The organism is Methylobacterium pseudosasicola (genome assembly GCF_900114535.1).
Taxonomy (GTDB): Bacteria; Pseudomonadota; Alphaproteobacteria; order Rhizobiales; family Beijerinckiaceae; genus Methylobacterium; species Methylobacterium pseudosasicola.
On the sequence record NZ_FOTK01000008.1, the window covers coordinates 68,606 to 85,307 of the forward strand.

Sequence of the window (16,702 nt, forward strand, 5' to 3'; positions counted from 1 at the left end):
GACGGGACGGATCGGACGGAACACCGGGGAGGATGGGGCACCATCCTCCCCTTCGTCGTCTTGAGGCGGTGCCCCGGAGCCGGGAACGCCGCCCTGCGAGGGCACGATGTTCCCCGATCTCACCCGCGACGATGTCTTCCGGATCGAGACGCGCCGGCTGTGGCTGCGCTGGCCGACGGCGAAGGACAAGGACGCGATCCTCAAGCTCGCTGGCGAGCGGGCGGTGGCCGAGATGACCGCCCGGATCCCGCACCCGCTCGACCGGCACACCGTCGACGCGTTCCCGCTCAAGACGCGGGGCGCCAACAGCGCCGGCAGCGGCCTGACGCTGGCGCTCACCGAGCGGTCGGCCCCGGCAAACCTGATCGGCCTGGTCGGGATCTCGGATGGTGGCGGCGAGCCGCATCTCGGCTACTGGCTCGGCCGGCCCTGGTGGGGCAACGGCCTGATGGGCGAGGCCGCGCGGGCCCTGGTCCATGCCTATTTCGCCTATGCGGGTGGGGGCCGGCTCGAAGCTTCGGCGCTGCCGGCGAACCCGGCCTCCCGGCGTGTCCTGGAGAAGGTCGGCTTCCGGGTGACCGGGCGCAGCGCGCGTCCCTGCCCGGCCCGCGGAGGCGACCGGGAGGTCGACCTGTTCGGCCTCGACCGCAGCGACTGGGCGACCCGTGCGGGCGCTTTCGGCTCCACAGCGGAACTCGCGGCGGCGTCCTGAATCACGGCGTTCCGACCCCTCCGGACGGAGGGGCCGGGCGCGGCGTCGAACAGTCCGGCGCGCCCCCCTATATGCTTCGGCGACTCCCGGGTTGCCGAGGCCAGCCAGCGACGAGATGCACCGTGAAATTCCTCGACGAAGCCAAAGTCTATGTCCGCTCCGGTGACGGCGGTCCCGGCTGCGTCGCGTTCCGGCGCGAGAAGTTCATCGAGTTCGGCGGCCCGAACGGCGGCGATGGCGGCCGTGGCGGCGACGTCTGGGTCGAGTGCGTCGAGGGCCTCAACACGCTGATCGACTACCGCTACCAGCAGCACTTCAAGGCCAAGAAGGGCGAGCATGGCATGGGCTCGAACTGCCACGGCGCCAACGGCACCGACGTGGTGCTGAAGGTGCCGGCCGGCACGCAGATCTTCGCCGAGGACGGCGACACCCTTATCGCCGACCTCACCGAGGTCGGCCAGAAGATCCGCTTGGCCAAGGGCGGCAATGGCGGCTTCGGCAACGCCTACTTCACCACCTCTACCAACCGCGCCCCGAAGCACGCCAATCCGGGCCTGGAAGGCCAGGAGATGTGGATCTGGCTGCGGCTCAAGCTGATCGCCGATGCCGGCCTCGTCGGCCTGCCCAACGCGGGCAAGTCGACCTTCCTGGCGAGCGTCACGGCGGCCAAGCCGAAGATCGCCGATTACCCGTTCACGACCCTGCATCCGGGCCTGGGCGTCGTCCGCTCGGACAACCGCGAATTCGTGCTCGCCGACATTCCCGGCCTGATCGAGGGCGCCCACGAGGGCGTCGGCCTGGGCGACAAGTTCCTGGCCCATGTCGAGCGCTGCCGGGTGTTGCTGCATCTCGTCGACGGCACCAGCGAGCATGCCGGCAAGACCTACAAGCTGGTCCGCGGCGAGATCGAGGCCTACGGCAACGGCCTGGCCGACAAGCCCGAGATCGTCGCGCTCTCGAAGGCAGACGCGCTGGATGCGGAGACCTTGAAGAGCCAGGTCGCCAAGCTGAAGCGCGCCGCCGGCCGGGCGCCGCTGGTCCTGTCCTCAGCGAGCCGCAAGGGCGTCCCGGAAGCGCTCCGGGCGATCCGGAGCGAGATCGACGCCAGTGCCGCGGCGGAGGCGCGACCGGTGGAGGCTTGGCAGCCGTGAGTGCCGGGGCGCAGATCCGGCGCGCCGCGCGGGGCTTTGGCCGACCGGGACCCGCGCGGGATCGTGCTCCGCGCGCACGCTGTTCACGCGCGTAGACTTCGTCCAGACAGCAATCCCTGATTCAGCCCGCGAAGAATTATGATCCCGGCCCTCGAAGAATTCCGTCGCGTCGTCATCAAGGTCGGATCGGCCCTGCTGGTCGACCGCAATGCCGGCCGGCTGCGCCATGCCTGGTTGGCAGCTTTGACCGAGGACATCGCTGAGTTGCATGGCCGGGGCGTCGACGTGCTGGTCGTGTCGTCGGGCAGCATCGCTCTCGGGCGGACGGTGCTGGGCCTGCCGCCCGGGATCCTGCGGCTGGAGGAGAGCCAGGGCGCGGCCTCGGTTGGTCAGATCACGCTGGCCAGGCATTGGGCCGAGGCGCTCGGGCATCACGGCATCGTGGCGGGGCAGATCCTGGTGACCCCGCAGGACACCGAGGAGCGGCGGCGCTACCTCAATGCCCGGGCCACCGTGCTGAAGCTCTTGGAGATGCGTGCCGTCCCGGTGGTCAACGAGAACGACACGGTGGCGACCTCCGAGATCCGCTACGGCGACAACGACCGGCTCGCCGCCCGGGTCGCCACGATGATCGATGCCGACGTGCTGGTGCTGTTCTCCGACATCGACGGGCTCTACACCGCCCCGCCCCAGTCGGACCCGGAGGCGCGGCACCTGCCGGTGGTGGAGCGCATCACCCCGGAGATCGAGGCGATGGCCGGCGGCCCGGCCTCGGAGCTGTCCCGGGGCGGCATGCGCACCAAGGTCGAGGCGGCCAAGATCGCGGCCTCGGGGGGGACGCACCTCGTCATCGCCGATGGGCGGGGCAAGAACCCCCTGAAGGCGGTGCGCGAGGGTGCGCGCTGCACGTGGTTCCTGTCCGGCTCTACCCCGACGGCGGCGCGCAAGACCTGGATCGCCGGCTCCCTGGAGCCGCGCGGGACGCTGACCATCGATGCCGGCGCCGCCAAAGCCCTGCTCGGCGGCGCGAGCCTGCTGCCGGTGGGCGTCCGGGCGATCGAGGGGAGCTTCTCCCGGGGCGACGCCGTGATGATCCGCGATCCTGAGGGCCGCATGCTCGGACGCGGCCTCGTCGCCTATGACAGCGCCGAGGCGGCCCTGATCATCGGCCACCCGAGCGCACGCATCCCGGAACTGCTCAACTATCCGGGCCGCGCCTGGATGGTGCACCGCGATGATCTGGCGATGTTTTAGACTGGACTGATTCTGATCAATTATCGTCCCGTCGAAAACCGCGTATTCTCTGTCACGCTCGATCAGCCGGCACACTTGTAGCCCCGTGGCCCGATGTGCAAATACCGCCCCATCCCCTGTCGGGCCGGTTCTTGCGGCCCCCGAACGTCGAGGACGCCAGCGTGCCCGTCCTGAACCTGAGATCCGATCTCGCCGAGGCCGATACGCTGCCGGAGCAGATGGCGGTCATCGGCCGTCGGGCGCGCGCTGCCGGCCGGCGCATGGCGCTCGCCTCGGCCCAGACCAAGGATCAGGCGCTGCGTCTCATCGCCGAGCGGCTGCGGGCGAACGCGGACGAGATCCTGCGGGAGAACGCCCGGGACGTCGCCGCCGCGCGCCAAGCCGGCCAGAGCGCCGCGCTGATCGACCGGCTCGCCCTTGATGCCGGCCGCCTCGCCGGAATCGCCGAGTCGGTGGAGAAGGTCGGCGCGTTGGCCGATCCGGTCGGGCGCCAGCTCGCCGCAATCGAGCGGCCGAACGGCCTGCTGATCGAGCGCATCGCCGTGCCGCTCGGCGTCATCGGCGTCATCTTCGAGAGCCGCCCGAACGTCACCGCCGATGCCGGTGCCCTCTGCCTCAAGGCCGGCAACGCCGCGATCCTGCGCGCCGGCTCCGACAGCCACCGCAGCGCCCTGGCCATCGCCAAGGCGATGAGCGAGGGCCTGGCCGAGGCGGGCCTGCCCGCCGATGCGATCCAGCTGGTGCCGACCCGGGACCGGGCCGCGGTCGGGCTGATGCTGGGCGGCCTCGAGGGCTGCATCGACGTCATCGTGCCCCGGGGCGGGCGCGGCCTCGTGGAGCGCGTCCAGGCCGAGGCGCGGGTCCCGGTCTTCGCCCATCTCGACGGCGTCAACCACGTGTATGTGGCGGCGGCGGCCGATCTCGACATGGCGCTCGCCGTGCTCCTCAACAGCAAGATGCGCCGGACCAGCGTCTGCGGCGCCGCCGAGACCCTGCTGGTCGACCGCGCCTGCGCGGGGACGCATCTGGCGCCGCTGGTCCGGACCCTGCTCGATGTCGGCTGCGCGGTGCGCGGCGATGCCGAGACTCAAGCCGTCGATCCGCGGGTGACGCCGGTTGCCGAGGACGACTGGCACACCGAATATCTCGACGCGATCATCGCGGTGCGCGTCGTCGACGGGATCGAGGCGGCCATCGAGCATATCGAGACCTACGGTTCGCACCACACCGACGCGATCATCACGGGAGACCGCGCCGAGGCGACCCGCTTCCTGGCGGAAGTCGATTCGGCGATCGTCACCCACAACGCCTCGACGCAGTTCGCCGATGGCGGCGAGTTCGGCTTCGGCGCCGAGATCGGCATCGCCACGGGGCGCATGCATGCTCGCGGCCCGGTGGGCGTCGAGCAGCTGACCACGTTCAAGTACCGCGTCCACGGCAGCGGCCAGATCCGTCCGTGACCCCCCGCGAAGTCCCGGCGTGCGGCTGACCCTGCCGCCGAGCGCCCCCGGCATGCGGATCGGCCTCTACGGCGGATCCTTCAATCCCGCCCACCACGGTCACCGCCACGTCACCGTGACGGCCCTGCGCCGGCTCGGGCTCGACCGGGTGTGGTGGCTGGTGAGCCCCGGCAACCCGCTCAAGAGCCGGATCGCCCTGCCCTCCGTGGAGGCCCGCTGCGCCCAGGCCCAGGAGATCGCCCGACACCCGCGCATCGCGGTGACCGGGATCGAGGCGGCGTTGGGCGTGCGCTTCACGGTGCAGACCCTGCGCTACCTGACCCGCCGCTGCCCCGGGGTGCAGTTCGTCTGGATCATGGGGGCGGATTCGCTCAGCAATTTCCACCGCTGGAAGGGATTCGCCGAGATCGCCCAGTTGGTGCCGATCGCGATCATGGATCGGCCGGGCTTCACCATGACGCCGCTCAGCGCCCGTGCCGCTCACCGGCTCGCCGGGGCGCGGGTCCCGGAGGACGCGGCCCATACCCTGCCGACCCGTCCGCCGCCGGCTTGGGTGTTCCTCCACGGGCCCCGATCGCCCCTCTCATCCACCGAGATCCGCAACGGTCGGCGGGGCGCCTGAGCCCCTTCGCATGCGACGCAGTTGCAATCGCGGCACGATACAGCCAATTTCATACCGGTCGGCGCGCCCCAAGTGGGCGGCGCGACCTCACGAGGAATCAGGACGCTGCCCGAGACCATCCGCACGGAGACCATCCGCACCCATGCCCCCGTTCCGGAAGAGCCCGGAATGGCGCGCTCGGACGACCTGAAGGCTCTCGCCCTCTCGTGCCTCGACGAGATGAAAGCCGAAGAGACGATCGCGATCGACCTCGCGGGCAAGACCTCGCTCGCCGACACGATGATCATCGCCTCCGGCCGGTCGCAGCGCCATGTCGGCTCGATCGCCGACAAGTTCATCCAGGAGATGAAGAGCCGCGGCTACGGCAACGCCCGGGTCGAAGGCATGCCGGCCTGCGACTGGGTGCTGATCGATGCCGGCGACGTGCTCGTCCACATCTTCCGCCCGGAAGTGCGCGGCTTCTACAATCTCGAGAAGATGTGGGGCGCGGACCGCCCGGTAGGCCTGGCGGCGGATTAGCGGTCGCGCGACCTACACCGTGATTGCGAGCGTCAGCGAAGCAACCCAGGGCCGCGCGCGATCTCAGGACGTAGCGCCACACTGGGTTGCTTCGCTGCGCTCGCAATGACGATGCGGCAACTTCCGTCCCGACACAGCAAGAGCCCCCTCCCCCGTGCGCGTCGTCCTGGCAGCCATCGGCCGATTGAAGGCCGGCCCGGAGCGTGAGCTCGCGTCACGATACCGCGACCGGGCGGCGCAGCTCGGCCGCGGCCTCGGCTTTCCCGCCTGCGACAGCGTCGAGATCGTCGAGTCCCGGGCCCGCCGGGCACCGGACCGCTGCGCCGAGGAGGCCTCCGCCCTGCTCACGCATCTCCCGCCCGGTGGAGTGCTGGTGGCCTATGACGAGCGCGGGCGCTCCGACATCGCCAGCGAGGCCCTGGCCGAGCGGGTCGCCGGCTGGCGCGATGCCGGGCGGCCGGCCCTGATGGTGGCGATCGGCGGCCCGGACGGCCTCGATGCCTCAATTCGGACGAAGGCGGAGCTGATCCTGTCCTTCGGGGCCGCCACCCTGCCCCACGGACTCGTGCGCGTGCTCGCCCTCGAACAGATCTATCGCAGCCTGACCATCCTGGCCGGCCACCCGTATCACCGCGGCGAGCCGGGCTGAGGCGCCGTGCGGTTCGATCGCCTCGCCCGTGCCGTCCGACAGCGTTCAACCCTCCGCGCGCTCGTGCTGATCGCGCTGGCCTGCGCGGCCGGGCCGTCGCGGGCCGAGGACCCGGCTGCCAATGCCGAATCCGAAAAAATCCAGCGCGCCACCGAGGAGCGCGAGCGCCGGGCCGAGAACCTGAAGCGGGTGCAGGACGCGCTGGCTGCCAGCGCCGGCCAGCGGGCGCAGTTCGAGAGCGAGATCGCGGCGATCGGCTCGGACCGGGCCAAGCTCGACAGCGCGCTCCTCGATGCCGGCCGGCAGGCTCAGGCCACCGAGGATAGGTTGAGCCGCCTGGAAGAGCGCCTGAAGGCGATGACCGAGAGCGAGGCCGCGATCCGGCGCTCGCTGCATGCCCGCCGCGGCATCGTCGCCGAGATCCTGGCGGCGTTGCAGCGGATGGGCCGCCGCCCGCCCCCGGCGGTGCTGGTGAGCCCGGAGGACGTGCTCGCGGTGATCCGCACCTCGATGCTGCTCGGAGCCGTGGTGCCGGAGCTGCGCGGCGAGGTCGACACCCTGGCCGCCGACCTCGCCGAGATGATCCGTCTGCGCGGCCTGATTGCTCAGGACAAGGAGGGGCTGGCCAACGACCTCGCCGGCTGGGCGCGCGAGCAGCAGCGCCTCCAGGCCCTCGTCACCGCTCGTCGCGCCCGGCAAGCGGATGTCGAGAGCGGCCTGAGCGCGGAGCGCAAGCGCGCCGCCGAGCTCGGCGCGCAGGCGAAATCCCTGAAGGACCTTCTCGACCGCACCGAGGCCGAGGTCGCGGCGTCGAAGCGCTCCGCCGAGGAGGCGAAGGCCGCGGCCGAGCGCGAGGCGCGAGCGACGCAGGAGCGTTTCGCCGCGGCGGGCTTCCGCGATCCCGCCCGTCTGGCCCCGAAAGTGCATTTTGCCGAAGCGCGGGGCGAAGTGCCGCGGCCGGTCAGCGGACGGCTGGCGCGGGGCTTCAACCAGCCCGACGGCAATGGCGGAACCACCCGCGGCGTCTCCTTCACGACGCGGCCGAAGGCGCTGGTCTCCTCCCCGGCCGATGGGTGGGTCCAGTTCGCGGGGCCGTTCCGGTCCTACGGGCGTCTCTTGATCATCAACGCCGGCGATGGCTACTATCTTCTGCTGGCGGGGATGGATCAGATTAGCGTAGAGGTCGGCCAGTTCGTTCTCGCGGGGGAACCCGTGGGCAGCATGGGTGAGGGTGGCGCGGGCTCGCCCGGGTCCGACGGCGAGCCGACCCTCTACGTCGAGTTCAAGAAGGATGGCGGCTCCGTCGATCCGGAGCCGTGGTGGGCCAAAAGCCCCAGTGACAAGATACTTGGCGAGAAGGTTCGCGGCTGATGCGCAAGACATCCCTGATCATGCTCGGCGCCTTCCTGGGTGCCGGCACCTCCATGGTGGCGACCCAGACCGACTTCCTGTCGGGACCGCGGGCGGTCGCCGCCTCGGCCGAAACCTATCGCCAGCTCAGCCTGTTCGGCGACGTCTTCGAGAAGGTCCGCACCGACTACGTCGAGAAGCCGGACGAGTCGAAGATGATCGAGGCTGCCGTCAACGGCATGCTGACCTCGCTGGACCCGCATTCGAGCTACATGGACGCCAAGGCGTTCCGTGACATGCAGACCACCACCCGCGGCGAGTTCGGCGGGCTGGGCATCGAGGTCACCATGGAGGACGGCCTGATCAAGGTCGTCACCCCGATCGACGACACCCCGGCCGCCAAGGCGGGCCTGCTCGCCAACGACATCATCACCCAGATTGACGACGACCAGGTGCAGGGCCTGACCCTGAACCAGGCGGTCGACAAGATGCGCGGCCCGGTGAACTCGGCCGTGAAGCTCAAGATCTCCCGCAAGGAGTCGAAGGACCCGATCGACGTCACGCTCACCCGCGACGTGATCAAGATCAAGCCGGTGCGCTCGAAGGTCGAGGGCGGCGACGTCGCCTATATCCGCTTGACCCAATTCAATGAGCAGACCTTCGACGGCATGCGCGCCGCCATCGACAAGCTGTCGGGCGAGATCGGCGCCGACAAGCTCAAGGGCTACGTGGTCGATCTGCGCAACAACCCGGGCGGCCTGCTCGACCAGGCCGTGATGGTCTCCGACGGCTTCCTCGACCGCGGCGAGATCGTTTCCACCCGCGGCCGCAACCCGGACGAGACCCAGCGGTTCTCGGCCAAGGCCGGCGACCTGACCAAGGGTAAGCCGGTGGTGGTGCTGGTGAACGGCGGCTCGGCCTCGGCCTCCGAGATCGTGGCCGGCGCCCTGCAGGATCACAAGCGCGCGACCATCATGGGCACCCGCTCCTTCGGCAAGGGCTCCGTGCAGTCGATCATCCCGCTGGGCGGCTCCGGTGCCCTGCGGCTCACCACGGCGCGCTACTACACGCCATCGGGCCGCTCGATCCAGGCGAAGGGCATTGAGCCGGATATCGAGGTTCTGCAGGACGTGCCCGACGAGCTGAAGGGCAAGGACGAGACCAAGGGCGAGGCCGGGCTGAAGGGCCACCTGAAGCAGAAGGATACCGACGAGCGCGGCGGTTCCTCCGCCTACATCCCGCCGGACCCGGCCAAGGACAAGCAGCTCCTCTCGGCGATCGACTTCCTGCACGGCATCCAGAAGGGCGCCGCCAACGGGACCCAGGCTCCGCAGCAGCAGAAGCCCAGCCTCCCGAATTGATTTTATCGACGACACGAAACCCGAAACGACCCCGTCCGGCAGGAATGCCGGGCGGGGTTTTTCGTGCCGAAGAGTGGTGTTAGCGGAAGATTAACCATACCGGCCGGCAATGCGGGCTGGGAGTCGCGCCGCTGCTACGGGGCGTGGGACGCGCGCCCGCATCGAGTGCCGCTTGACCGAGTCCACCGACGATATCCTCACGCGCCCGCTCGGGGTGACGGAGGCCGCAGCGCCGGAGCCGCCCCTGGGCCGGTTCGGTCGCCTCGTCGCGCCCCTGCGCCGGCCGAAGATCGCCGCCGGCGCGATCGCGGGCGCCCTGCTCGCCGCCTGCGGGCTGGTGCTGGCGCTCGGCGACCCGCAGGGCGGCGAGCCGCGCGTGGAAGTCGCCATCACGATCCGCGAGCCCGTCGCCCGGCCCGCCCCCGCCCCAGTGGCAGCGACGCCCGAGATGCAGGGCACGGTGGTGGTCAATGCCGGCGGGGCGCAGCAGCGCAGCGCCGAGGAGATCGAGACCGCCTCCGGTGTCACGGTGGTGCGCCCGCCGGGCTCGGGCCCGAGCGAGGCCGTGGTGATCCGCGTGCCGCCGGTCAACGCGCCCCGCCTCGCCGCCGCGCCGGACCCGCGCATCAGCGAGCAGAACCGCCACGGCATCATGCCGAAGCTCGGCGACGGCCGGGTCCGCGCCCTCGACGTCTATGCCCGGGCCGAGGAGCCCGGCACCGGCCCCCGCATCGCGATCCTGGTGACCGGCCTCGGCGTCGGCCAGGCCGCCACCGCCGGCGCGACCGTACGCCTGCCGCAAGCCGTGAGCCTCGCCTTCCTGCCCTACGGCGCCGAGGCCGAGCGCTCGGCCGCCCGCGCCCGCGATACCGGCCACGAGGTCTTCCTCCAGCTGCCGATGGAGCCCTTCGACTATCCCGACAGCGATCCCGGCCCCCAGACCCTGCTCACCGCGCTGAAGGGGCTGGAGAATACCGATCGCCTCGCCTGGTCGCTCGCCCGCTTCCCCGGCTATGTCGGTGTGGCGAATTTCATGGGCGCCAAGATGATGGCCGACCCGGCCTTCGAGCCGGTCCTGCGCGAGATCGGCGCCCGCGGCCTCGGCTTCCTCGACGACGGCACCGGCCCGAAACCCGCCTTCGCCAACAAGGCCCGCACCCCGGTCGCCCGGGCCGAAATCGTCCTCGACGCGGTGCCCCGCGCCGACGCCATCGACGCGGCGCTCAGTCAGGCCGAGGCGAAGGCCCGCGCCACCGGCTTCGCCTTGGTCTCGGCCGGGGGGGCGGCGCTCAGCGTCGACCGGATCGCCCGCTGGGCCAAGGATCTCGACACCCGCGGCATCCGCCTGGTCCCAGCGAGCGTCGCCCTGCGCGGGTCCGTGGAGAAGCGGGTCAGCACGGCCAATTGAGCACGCGCTTTCCGATGCCGGCGCCGTTGCCGCGCGACTTGCCCCTGACCTATGGTCGCTGGCGATGACCACAGATTCTGATCCGGGGGCCGCGCCGCCCTACCGCCCCTGCGTGGGCGTTGCGCTGATCGCGCCTTCGGGCGGCGTCTTCGTCGGGCGCCGGATGAAGGATGCCGGCCCGGAGCACGTCGCCGGCCCGTATATGTGGCAGATGCCCCAGGGCGGCATCGATCCCGGCGAGGATCCGGAGGCGGCCGCCCGTCGGGAGCTCTTTGAGGAGACCAACGTGCCGCCGGACGCGATCCGGCTGCTCGGCGAAATCCCGGACTGGCTCGCCTACGACCTGCCCCCGGCGGTGATGAAGCAGGCCTGGAAGGGGCGCTATCGCGGCCAGACCCAAAAATGGTTCGCCTACGGCTTCCTCGGCAGCGAGGAGCTGATCGACGTGCTCAGCCCCGGCGGCGGCGCCCACAAGGCCGAGTTCGACGCCTGGCGCTGGGCGCGGTTCTCCGAACTGCCCGACCTGATCGTGCCGTTCAAGCGCCCGGTCTACGAGCGTGTGGTCGAAGCCTTTGCGGGTCTCGAGAGCTGGGCGGATGAAGCCCGGGCGGCCCGGCCGTGACGCCGCGGACGGGGTCGTAGGGTGGTGCGCTGGCTCGCGGTCCCGCTCGGCCTGGCCGTGGCGTGGCTCGCTTTCACGGTGAGCCCGCTCTGGTCGCTCTACGACCTCGCGCAGGCCGTGCGCCGGCACGACGTGGCCTATATCGAGACCCACGTGAACTTCCGGACACTCCGGCTGTCCCTGGTCCGCCAGATCACCGGGGCGGTGCGCGCCGCCTCCGACACCGATCTGGAGCTCGAGCCCCGCGATCGCCAGCGCCTCAACGATGTCGCCTACGGCCTCGCCCTGGCGCTGGCCGAGACCCTGGTGACGCCCGACACGGTGATGGACCTGCTCGACAACGGCTGGCCCGACAAGCTCGACATCGAGCGCCCCGCCGCCCTCAAGCCGGAGGGCCTGGCGATCCGCAATGCCGGGCGCCTCCTGCCCTATTACGCCGCCCTGGAGATGCGCGGATTCCGAGCCGTGGTGATCCCGATCCCGCCCGAGGCGCCCCGCGCGGAGCGCACCCGAATCCGCCTGCGGCTGCGGGGACTGAGCTGGCGGCTGGTCGATATCGAGATGGCCGACATCCTGCGCGAGCAGATCGCCGCCAAGCTGGGACGGGCCCTGGCACGGGCGAAGCTCGGGGCGAGCGCGGGGGAGGAGCGGTAGGGACGCGTTCGGTCGTCGTCGCCGCCTGCCGTCCGCGCAGGAAGCGCCCGGAATCCCATTCTCTCCCTCATCCTGAGGTGCCGGAGCGAAGCGAAGGCCTCGAAGGAGCCCTCCAGGGATCGCGCGTCCCGCTGGAGGGCTCCTTCGAGGCTCGCTGCGCTCGCACCTCAGGATGAGGGGGGTTGTAGGGAAGAACGTCGATACCGGCTGCGCGGGGTGTCCCGGCCCTCAATTCGCCTTCGGAGCCGGCGTCTTCCCGGCCGGGGCCTTTTCGTCCGCCGGGGTCTTGGCCTTCGGCTCGCGGGCCTCGACCAGGCTTTCCGCCTCGTCCTCGTCGGTGTCGCCGCCGCGGACGATGGTCTTCTCGGGGTTGGCGAGAAGCGATTTGGCGATGCCGAGCAGCACCTCGCACTCGCCGGGGAACTTGTAGGTCTCCAGCACGATCGCGGCGTCGCGCAGGGTGCGCAGGTCGCGCACCGTCTGGGCGTTGGCGTCCGCCTGCAATTCCTTCTTGGCGGCGATCGCCTCCTCGATCTGGGCGCCCTTCACGTCGCAGGCGGCCCGGGCCGGCAGCGCGGCGGCCGTCAGGGCGAGGACGAGGGCGGTTGCGATCAGCGAGCGCCGCATGGCGGAATTCCTCGGAGGGGCCAGGGTTCAGGCGTGGTGGGGATGCGCGGCGCGCAGGATGTCGTTGGTGAGCGCGACGAGCTGGCTCGGGCGGTAGGGCTTCGGGACGAACACCGATTCGGAGACGGCGTCGGCGGCCGAGAGGCAGGCGCGGCCCCCGGACGTGTAGATGACGGGGAGGTCCGGATGGGCGCTGCGGGCGAGGCGCGCCAGGGCCAGGCCGTTCGTGTTGCGGGCGAGGTCGATATCGGTGAAGAGCATGTCCACGCTCTCCCGCGCCAGGATCGCTTCGGCCTCCCAGGCATCCGCGGCGGTGAGCACCCGATAACCCTCTTCGAGAAGCGCCTCGGCGGCCAGCTCGCAGACGGTCGGCTCATCCTCGACCACCAGGATGGTCGCGGCGGCCGAATCGAGCGCGGGCATGGACAGGCAGGCGAAGGCGGCGGCGAACGGCATCATGACGCAACTCCCACTCACCCGGCGGGGGCGCGGTAGCCCCGTGCCGGATCGAAGGAGCAACGGGCCCTTCCGCTCCGGCGTTCGCCGTGATTGCATCGAATTGCTCCGACTTGGTGCACGGCTCGTTAACCGCGCCCCGGCGCAGGTGAACGGAGCGGTCGAAATGGTTAACGGGGCGTTACCGCGAAGCGTCGGGAGATCGGATCCGTGAACCGGTCCTGGCAGGTGGGCACCGGCCTGCTCCTCACGGGGCTGGCGGGCTACGTCGATGCGCTGGGGTTCGTACGGCTCGGCGGGCTCTACACCTCGTTCATGAGCGGCAACACCACGCAGCTCGCGGTCTTCGGCGCCGAGGCGCAGCCGCACCGGATGGCGCTGCCGGCGATCCTGCTCGCCGCCTTCCTGTTCGGCTCGATCCTCGGCAGCGGGTTGGCGATCCTGGTACCGGCGCGCTGGACCACCCCGGTGGTGCTCGCCTACGAATCGCTGCTGATCCTCGGCGGCCTGGCGCTCGGCCTCGCGACGCCGGAGCTCGGGCTCGCCGCCTTCTTCGTCGCCGTCGCCATGGGGACACAGAACGCCGTGCTGGCGCAGGTGCAGGGTTTTCGGGCCGGCACCACCTTCGTCACCGGCGCCCTGTTCAGTTTGGGCCAGAAGATCGCCAAGGCACTCACCCGCACGGGCGAACCGTTCGGTTGGATCGGTGACGGTCTGGTGTGGTTGTCCCTGCTGCTGGGCGCCTATCTGGGGGCGCTGGCCTACGAAGCGTTCGCTCTCTACGCCCTGATCGCGCCGGCGGCGGTCTCGGGGGCCTTCGCGCTCATCACCGCGTTCCTGGTCCTGCGCGCGGGCCAGCGGACCAAAGGATCGACAGGTAGGGTTGAGTCTCCATGAGCGATTCCGTCAGCCATCCGTCCCTCACCAGCCACGTCACCCCGCTGGAACCGGGCGCCCACGTGGTCGCGGCGCATTTCCTCAAGGATGCCCCGGCCCTGGCGCTGAGCGACGGCACCGTCGCCCTGGTGAAGGAGGACGGGCTCAACACGATCGCCGCCCATCCCGAGAGTGGAATCCTGGTGGCGGCGGCGCACGGCGACCGACTGCTCACGGGCGGCGACGACGGCCGGGTCGTCGAGATCCGGGCCGGCGGCGCCGTGGAGCAGGTCGGCCTCGCCAAGGGCGGCGCCTGGATCGACGCCCTCGCCCTGCACCCCGACGGCGCCCTCGCCTGGTCGGCCGGGCGCATGGTCGTGGCGCGGGACGCCAAGGGCCGGGAAAAGATTTTTACCGCCCCGTCCACGGCCCGCGGCCTCGTCTTCGCCCCGAAGGGCTACCGGTTGGGCGTCGCCCACTACAACGGTGTCAGCCTCTGGTACCCGAATCTCGAGACCCCCGCCGAGGTGGTGAGCTGGAAGGGCTCGCATATCGACGTCACGTGGTCGCCGGACGGCCGCTTCGTGGTCTCGACCATGCAGGAGAACGCCCTGCACGGCTGGCGCCTCCAGCCGGACCGCGGCCACATGCGGATGTCGGGCTATCCCGGCAAGGTCCGGTCGGTGTCTTGGTCGTCGGACGGCAACTGGCTCGCCACCGGCGGCGCCGAGGCGGCGATCGTCTGGCCGTTCGATTCCAAGGAAGGCCCCACCGGCAAGGCGCCCCGGGAATGCGGCGTCCGGCCCGCCCGGGTCTCGCGGGTGGCGTTCCACCCGAAGGCGCCGGTGCTGGCGGTCGGCTACGAGGATGGCTGTATCCTGCTGGTGCGCTTCACCGACGCCTCCGAGCTGCTGGTTCGGCCGGCGGTGCGGGACAGCGGGATCACGGCGCTGGCCTGGGATGCCCGCGGCAACCGGATGCTGTTCGGCTGCGCCGACGGCAAGGCCGGCCTGCTGACCCTGCCGGCCTGATTTTTTGTTACTTTGCGGCAGCCATGCTTTGTTTCTGCTGCGTCGAGTCGCTCGGCTGGAGGGTCTGACGTGTTCCGCGTGTTCCGCACTTTCGGCCTCGCCCTCGGCCTGCTCGGCGGCGTGATCGCCGCGCAGGCCCCCGAATTCGCGCAGCAATACACGCAGCGCCTCGGCGGCGCGGTGGACGAGCTGCGCCGCCAGGTGGCGGTGCTCGAATCGGATGCGCAGGCCACCGGCACCACCCGCGACGGCGCGGTCGACCGGCTGCGCACCAACCCGGACCAGCTCGTGGCCCGGCGCGGCGAGGCCGCCCAGTCGGATATCGCCCGGCTCGCCCGGCTGAGTGCGCAGCAAGAGGCCCTGGCCTCGGCGACGAGCCCGCTCGGCCGCGTGGTCGCGATGCTGCGCGACCCGGACGTGCCGGTGGCGCAGGCCGCCTATCAGGATTTCAGCCCGGCGGTGCCGACCAACGCCGATGGCCTCGCGGCCGCGCTGATCGGCTTCCTGGCCGCCTGGGGCGGCTGGCGCGTGCTCTCGGATGTCGGCCTGCGGCTCGTCCGCCGGCGCCCGCGGGAGACCACGCGGACCGCCTGAAGGCGCGGCGCATCGGCGCGCGGACCCGGGAGTGTTGCTCAGGGTCTACAGCGGCTTGCGCGGGGCTTGCGTATCGAACGTGGTCCGGCCGCCTCGGTCCGGGAGAAAGCGCTAGATGCCGCGCGCGTCGAACCCCACCACGATCGATCCGGCGCTCGACGCCGCCGCCTTGCTGCGGCGCATCGGCTTCTTCGGCCTGTTCGTGATCCTGCCGGTGCTGGCGCAGGTCGCCCGCCGGGCCACCGTGATCCTGGCGCCGATCGCCGTGGTGCTGCTGATCATCGCCAGCGCGATCGACCGCCGCCAGCGCCCGGTGCGCCCGGCCGTGTCCCGGCTGCTCACCGCACCCGCGTTTCTCGCCGGCATGCTGGTGGTGCTGTGGTCGGTCCTGTCCCTGACGTGGACGCCGTTCCTCGGGCCGGCGGTGGAGCGGCTCGCCAACCTCGCCGCGACCATCGGGCTGGCTTTGCTCGGCTACTTCGCCCTGCCCGACCGGATGCGCTCGGCCAACCTCTACCTGCTGCCGCTCGGGGTCGTGGCAGGCTCGATCGTGGCGATCGTGCTCGGGCTGTTCGGCGCCCACCTGGCGCCCCCCGGCATCGACGATGATGGCGCCCTCGACCGCGGCCTGATCCTGCTGATCCTGCTGGTCTGGCCGGCTCTGGCCTGGCTGCGGTCCCGGCGGCGCGACCGCGAGGCGCTGGGGCTGGCCCTGCTGGTCGCCCTGGCGCTGACGGTCCAGCCCGACGCCACGCAGATCGCCGCCCTGGCCGTGGGGGCGCTGGCCTTCGCGGTGACGAGCTACCGGCCGAAGCTCGGCGTGATGCTGACCGCGACCGTCTCGGCCGCCCTGCTCGCCGTCGCGCCGCTGCTGCCGTTCCTCGCCCGCCCGATCGGCGCTGCCCTGCTCGGGCCGCTCTCGCCGGCGGTGCTATCGCTCAAGAGCTGGCAGAAGGTGGTCACCAACGATCCCGTTCGGCTCATCACCGGCCACGGCTTCGAGACGGCTTTGCGCGGGCGCCTCGTCGGGCTGCTGCCGGTGAACGCGCCGACCACGGCCCTGTTCGAGTTCTGGTACGAGCTCGGCATCGTCGGCGCGCTGGCCGCCGCCTTCGCGCTCTATGCCTCGATCCGCCGGGGCGGCCGGGACATCCCGGCCCTGATCCCGGGGGCGATGGGGTGTTTTGCCGCCGCCTTCACGGTGGCCTGCCTCGGGGTCGGCCTCACGGCGATCTGGTGGCTCAGCATCATCGCCATCGCCATCGTGGTGTTCGTGGCGGTGGAACGCGGCCAGTTCCGCACCAGCCGCCCGAAGGTGGCGAAGCTGCACCGGCTGCGGGAAAGCTGAGTCCGCGC

At 71.1% G+C, this 16,702-nt stretch carries 18 protein-coding genes; 16 read left to right on the forward strand and 2 right to left on the reverse strand.

The genetic code is table 11. From position 1 onward, the window contains the following. Positions 1 to 106: 106 nt before the first annotated feature. From BM228_RS10365 to BM228_RS10420, 12 genes are all read left to right on the forward strand, one after another. On the forward strand, positions 107 to 712 hold the full coding sequence (locus BM228_RS10365; RefSeq protein WP_092039649.1) for a GNAT family N-acetyltransferase: 606 nt from the start codon (positions 107 to 109) through the stop codon (positions 710 to 712). Positions 713 to 834: 122 nt separating this feature from the next. Continuing rightward, entirely contained in the window at positions 835 to 1,863 is a 1,029-nt protein-coding gene (gene obgE, locus BM228_RS10370; RefSeq protein ID WP_092039651.1) for a GTPase ObgE, read from the forward strand. 138 nt (positions 1,864 to 2,001) lie between these two features. Continuing rightward, positions 2,002 to 3,117 carry a glutamate 5-kinase gene (gene proB, locus BM228_RS10375; RefSeq protein ID WP_092039653.1) on the forward strand — a complete coding sequence of 372 codons (1,116 nt, stop codon included), beginning with the start codon at positions 2,002 to 2,004 and terminating at the stop codon, positions 3,115 to 3,117. Positions 3,118 to 3,278: 161 nt separating this feature from the next. Beyond that, on the forward strand, positions 3,279 to 4,577 hold the full coding sequence (locus tag BM228_RS10380; protein WP_092039922.1) for a glutamate-5-semialdehyde dehydrogenase: 1,299 nt from the start codon (positions 3,279 to 3,281) through the stop codon (positions 4,575 to 4,577). A 19-nt stretch (positions 4,578 to 4,596) separates the two neighbouring features. Then, positions 4,597 to 5,199: a nicotinate-nucleotide adenylyltransferase gene (locus BM228_RS10385; protein ID WP_092039655.1), complete on the forward strand. Its 603-nt coding sequence runs from the start codon at positions 4,597 to 4,599 to the stop codon at positions 5,197 to 5,199. A gap of 168 nt (positions 5,200 to 5,367) precedes the next feature. Then, on the forward strand, positions 5,368 to 5,718 hold the full coding sequence (rsfS, locus tag BM228_RS10390; RefSeq protein ID WP_082643077.1) for a ribosome silencing factor: 351 nt from the start codon (positions 5,368 to 5,370) through the stop codon (positions 5,716 to 5,718). A gap of 154 nt (positions 5,719 to 5,872) precedes the next feature. Next, positions 5,873 to 6,367: a 23S rRNA (pseudouridine(1915)-N(3))-methyltransferase RlmH gene (rlmH, locus tag BM228_RS10395; protein ID WP_092039657.1), complete on the forward strand. Its 495-nt coding sequence runs from the start codon at positions 5,873 to 5,875 to the stop codon at positions 6,365 to 6,367. Between the two features lie 6 nt (positions 6,368 to 6,373). Further along, on the forward strand, positions 6,374 to 7,738 hold the full coding sequence (locus BM228_RS10400; protein ID WP_092039659.1) for a murein hydrolase activator EnvC family protein: 1,365 nt from the start codon (positions 6,374 to 6,376) through the stop codon (positions 7,736 to 7,738). After that, positions 7,738 to 9,078 carry a S41 family peptidase gene (locus tag BM228_RS10405; protein WP_092039661.1) on the forward strand — a complete coding sequence of 447 codons (1,341 nt, stop codon included), beginning with the start codon at positions 7,738 to 7,740 and terminating at the stop codon, positions 9,076 to 9,078. The genes BM228_RS10400 and BM228_RS10405 overlap by 1 nt, the downstream gene beginning before the upstream one ends. Before the next feature lie 172 nt (positions 9,079 to 9,250). Further along, positions 9,251 to 10,486 carry a divergent polysaccharide deacetylase family protein gene (locus tag BM228_RS10410; RefSeq protein ID WP_092039663.1) on the forward strand — a complete coding sequence of 412 codons (1,236 nt, stop codon included), beginning with the start codon at positions 9,251 to 9,253 and terminating at the stop codon, positions 10,484 to 10,486. Positions 10,487 to 10,550: 64 nt separating this feature from the next. Further along, complete coding sequence (locus BM228_RS10415; protein ID WP_092039665.1) at positions 10,551 to 11,108, forward strand: RNA pyrophosphohydrolase; 558 nt, start codon at positions 10,551 to 10,553, stop codon at positions 11,106 to 11,108. 24 nt (positions 11,109 to 11,132) lie between these two features. Next, positions 11,133 to 11,762, forward strand: a complete 630-nt coding sequence (locus BM228_RS10420) for a DUF2939 domain-containing protein (RefSeq protein WP_092039925.1) — start codon at positions 11,133 to 11,135, stop codon at positions 11,760 to 11,762. 228 nt (positions 11,763 to 11,990) lie between these two features. Here BM228_RS10420 and BM228_RS10425 read toward each other — a convergent pair whose 3' ends face one another. Together BM228_RS10425 and BM228_RS10430 are read right to left on the reverse strand one after the other, a co-directional pair. Next, on the reverse strand, positions 11,991 to 12,389 hold the full coding sequence (locus BM228_RS10425; RefSeq protein WP_092039667.1) for a photosystem reaction center subunit H: 399 nt from the start codon (positions 12,387 to 12,389) through the stop codon (positions 11,991 to 11,993). A gap of 27 nt (positions 12,390 to 12,416) precedes the next feature. Continuing rightward, positions 12,417 to 12,848, reverse strand: coding sequence for a response regulator (locus BM228_RS10430; RefSeq protein WP_092039670.1), 432 nt, complete (start codon positions 12,846 to 12,848; stop codon positions 12,417 to 12,419). 207 nt (positions 12,849 to 13,055) lie between these two features. Between BM228_RS10430 and BM228_RS10435 the strand changes: the two genes are divergently transcribed. The 4 genes from BM228_RS10435 to BM228_RS10450 all read left to right on the forward strand — a co-directional run bounded on the left by BM228_RS10435 (position 13,056) and on the right by BM228_RS10450 (position 16,694). Beyond that, complete coding sequence (locus BM228_RS10435; RefSeq protein ID WP_092039672.1) at positions 13,056 to 13,742, forward strand: YoaK family protein; 687 nt, start codon at positions 13,056 to 13,058, stop codon at positions 13,740 to 13,742. Beyond that, complete coding sequence (locus BM228_RS10440) at positions 13,739 to 14,752, forward strand: WD40 repeat domain-containing protein (protein WP_092039674.1); 1,014 nt, start codon at positions 13,739 to 13,741, stop codon at positions 14,750 to 14,752. Before BM228_RS10435 ends, BM228_RS10440 begins: the two co-directional genes overlap by 4 nt. A gap of 69 nt (positions 14,753 to 14,821) precedes the next feature. Continuing rightward, entirely contained in the window at positions 14,822 to 15,346 is a 525-nt protein-coding gene (locus BM228_RS10445; RefSeq protein WP_092039676.1) for a DUF2937 family protein, read from the forward strand. A gap of 115 nt (positions 15,347 to 15,461) precedes the next feature. Next, entirely contained in the window at positions 15,462 to 16,694 is a 1,233-nt protein-coding gene (locus tag BM228_RS10450) for a peptide ABC transporter permease (protein ID WP_092039678.1), read from the forward strand. The last annotated feature ends 8 nt before the right edge of the window (positions 16,695 to 16,702 follow it).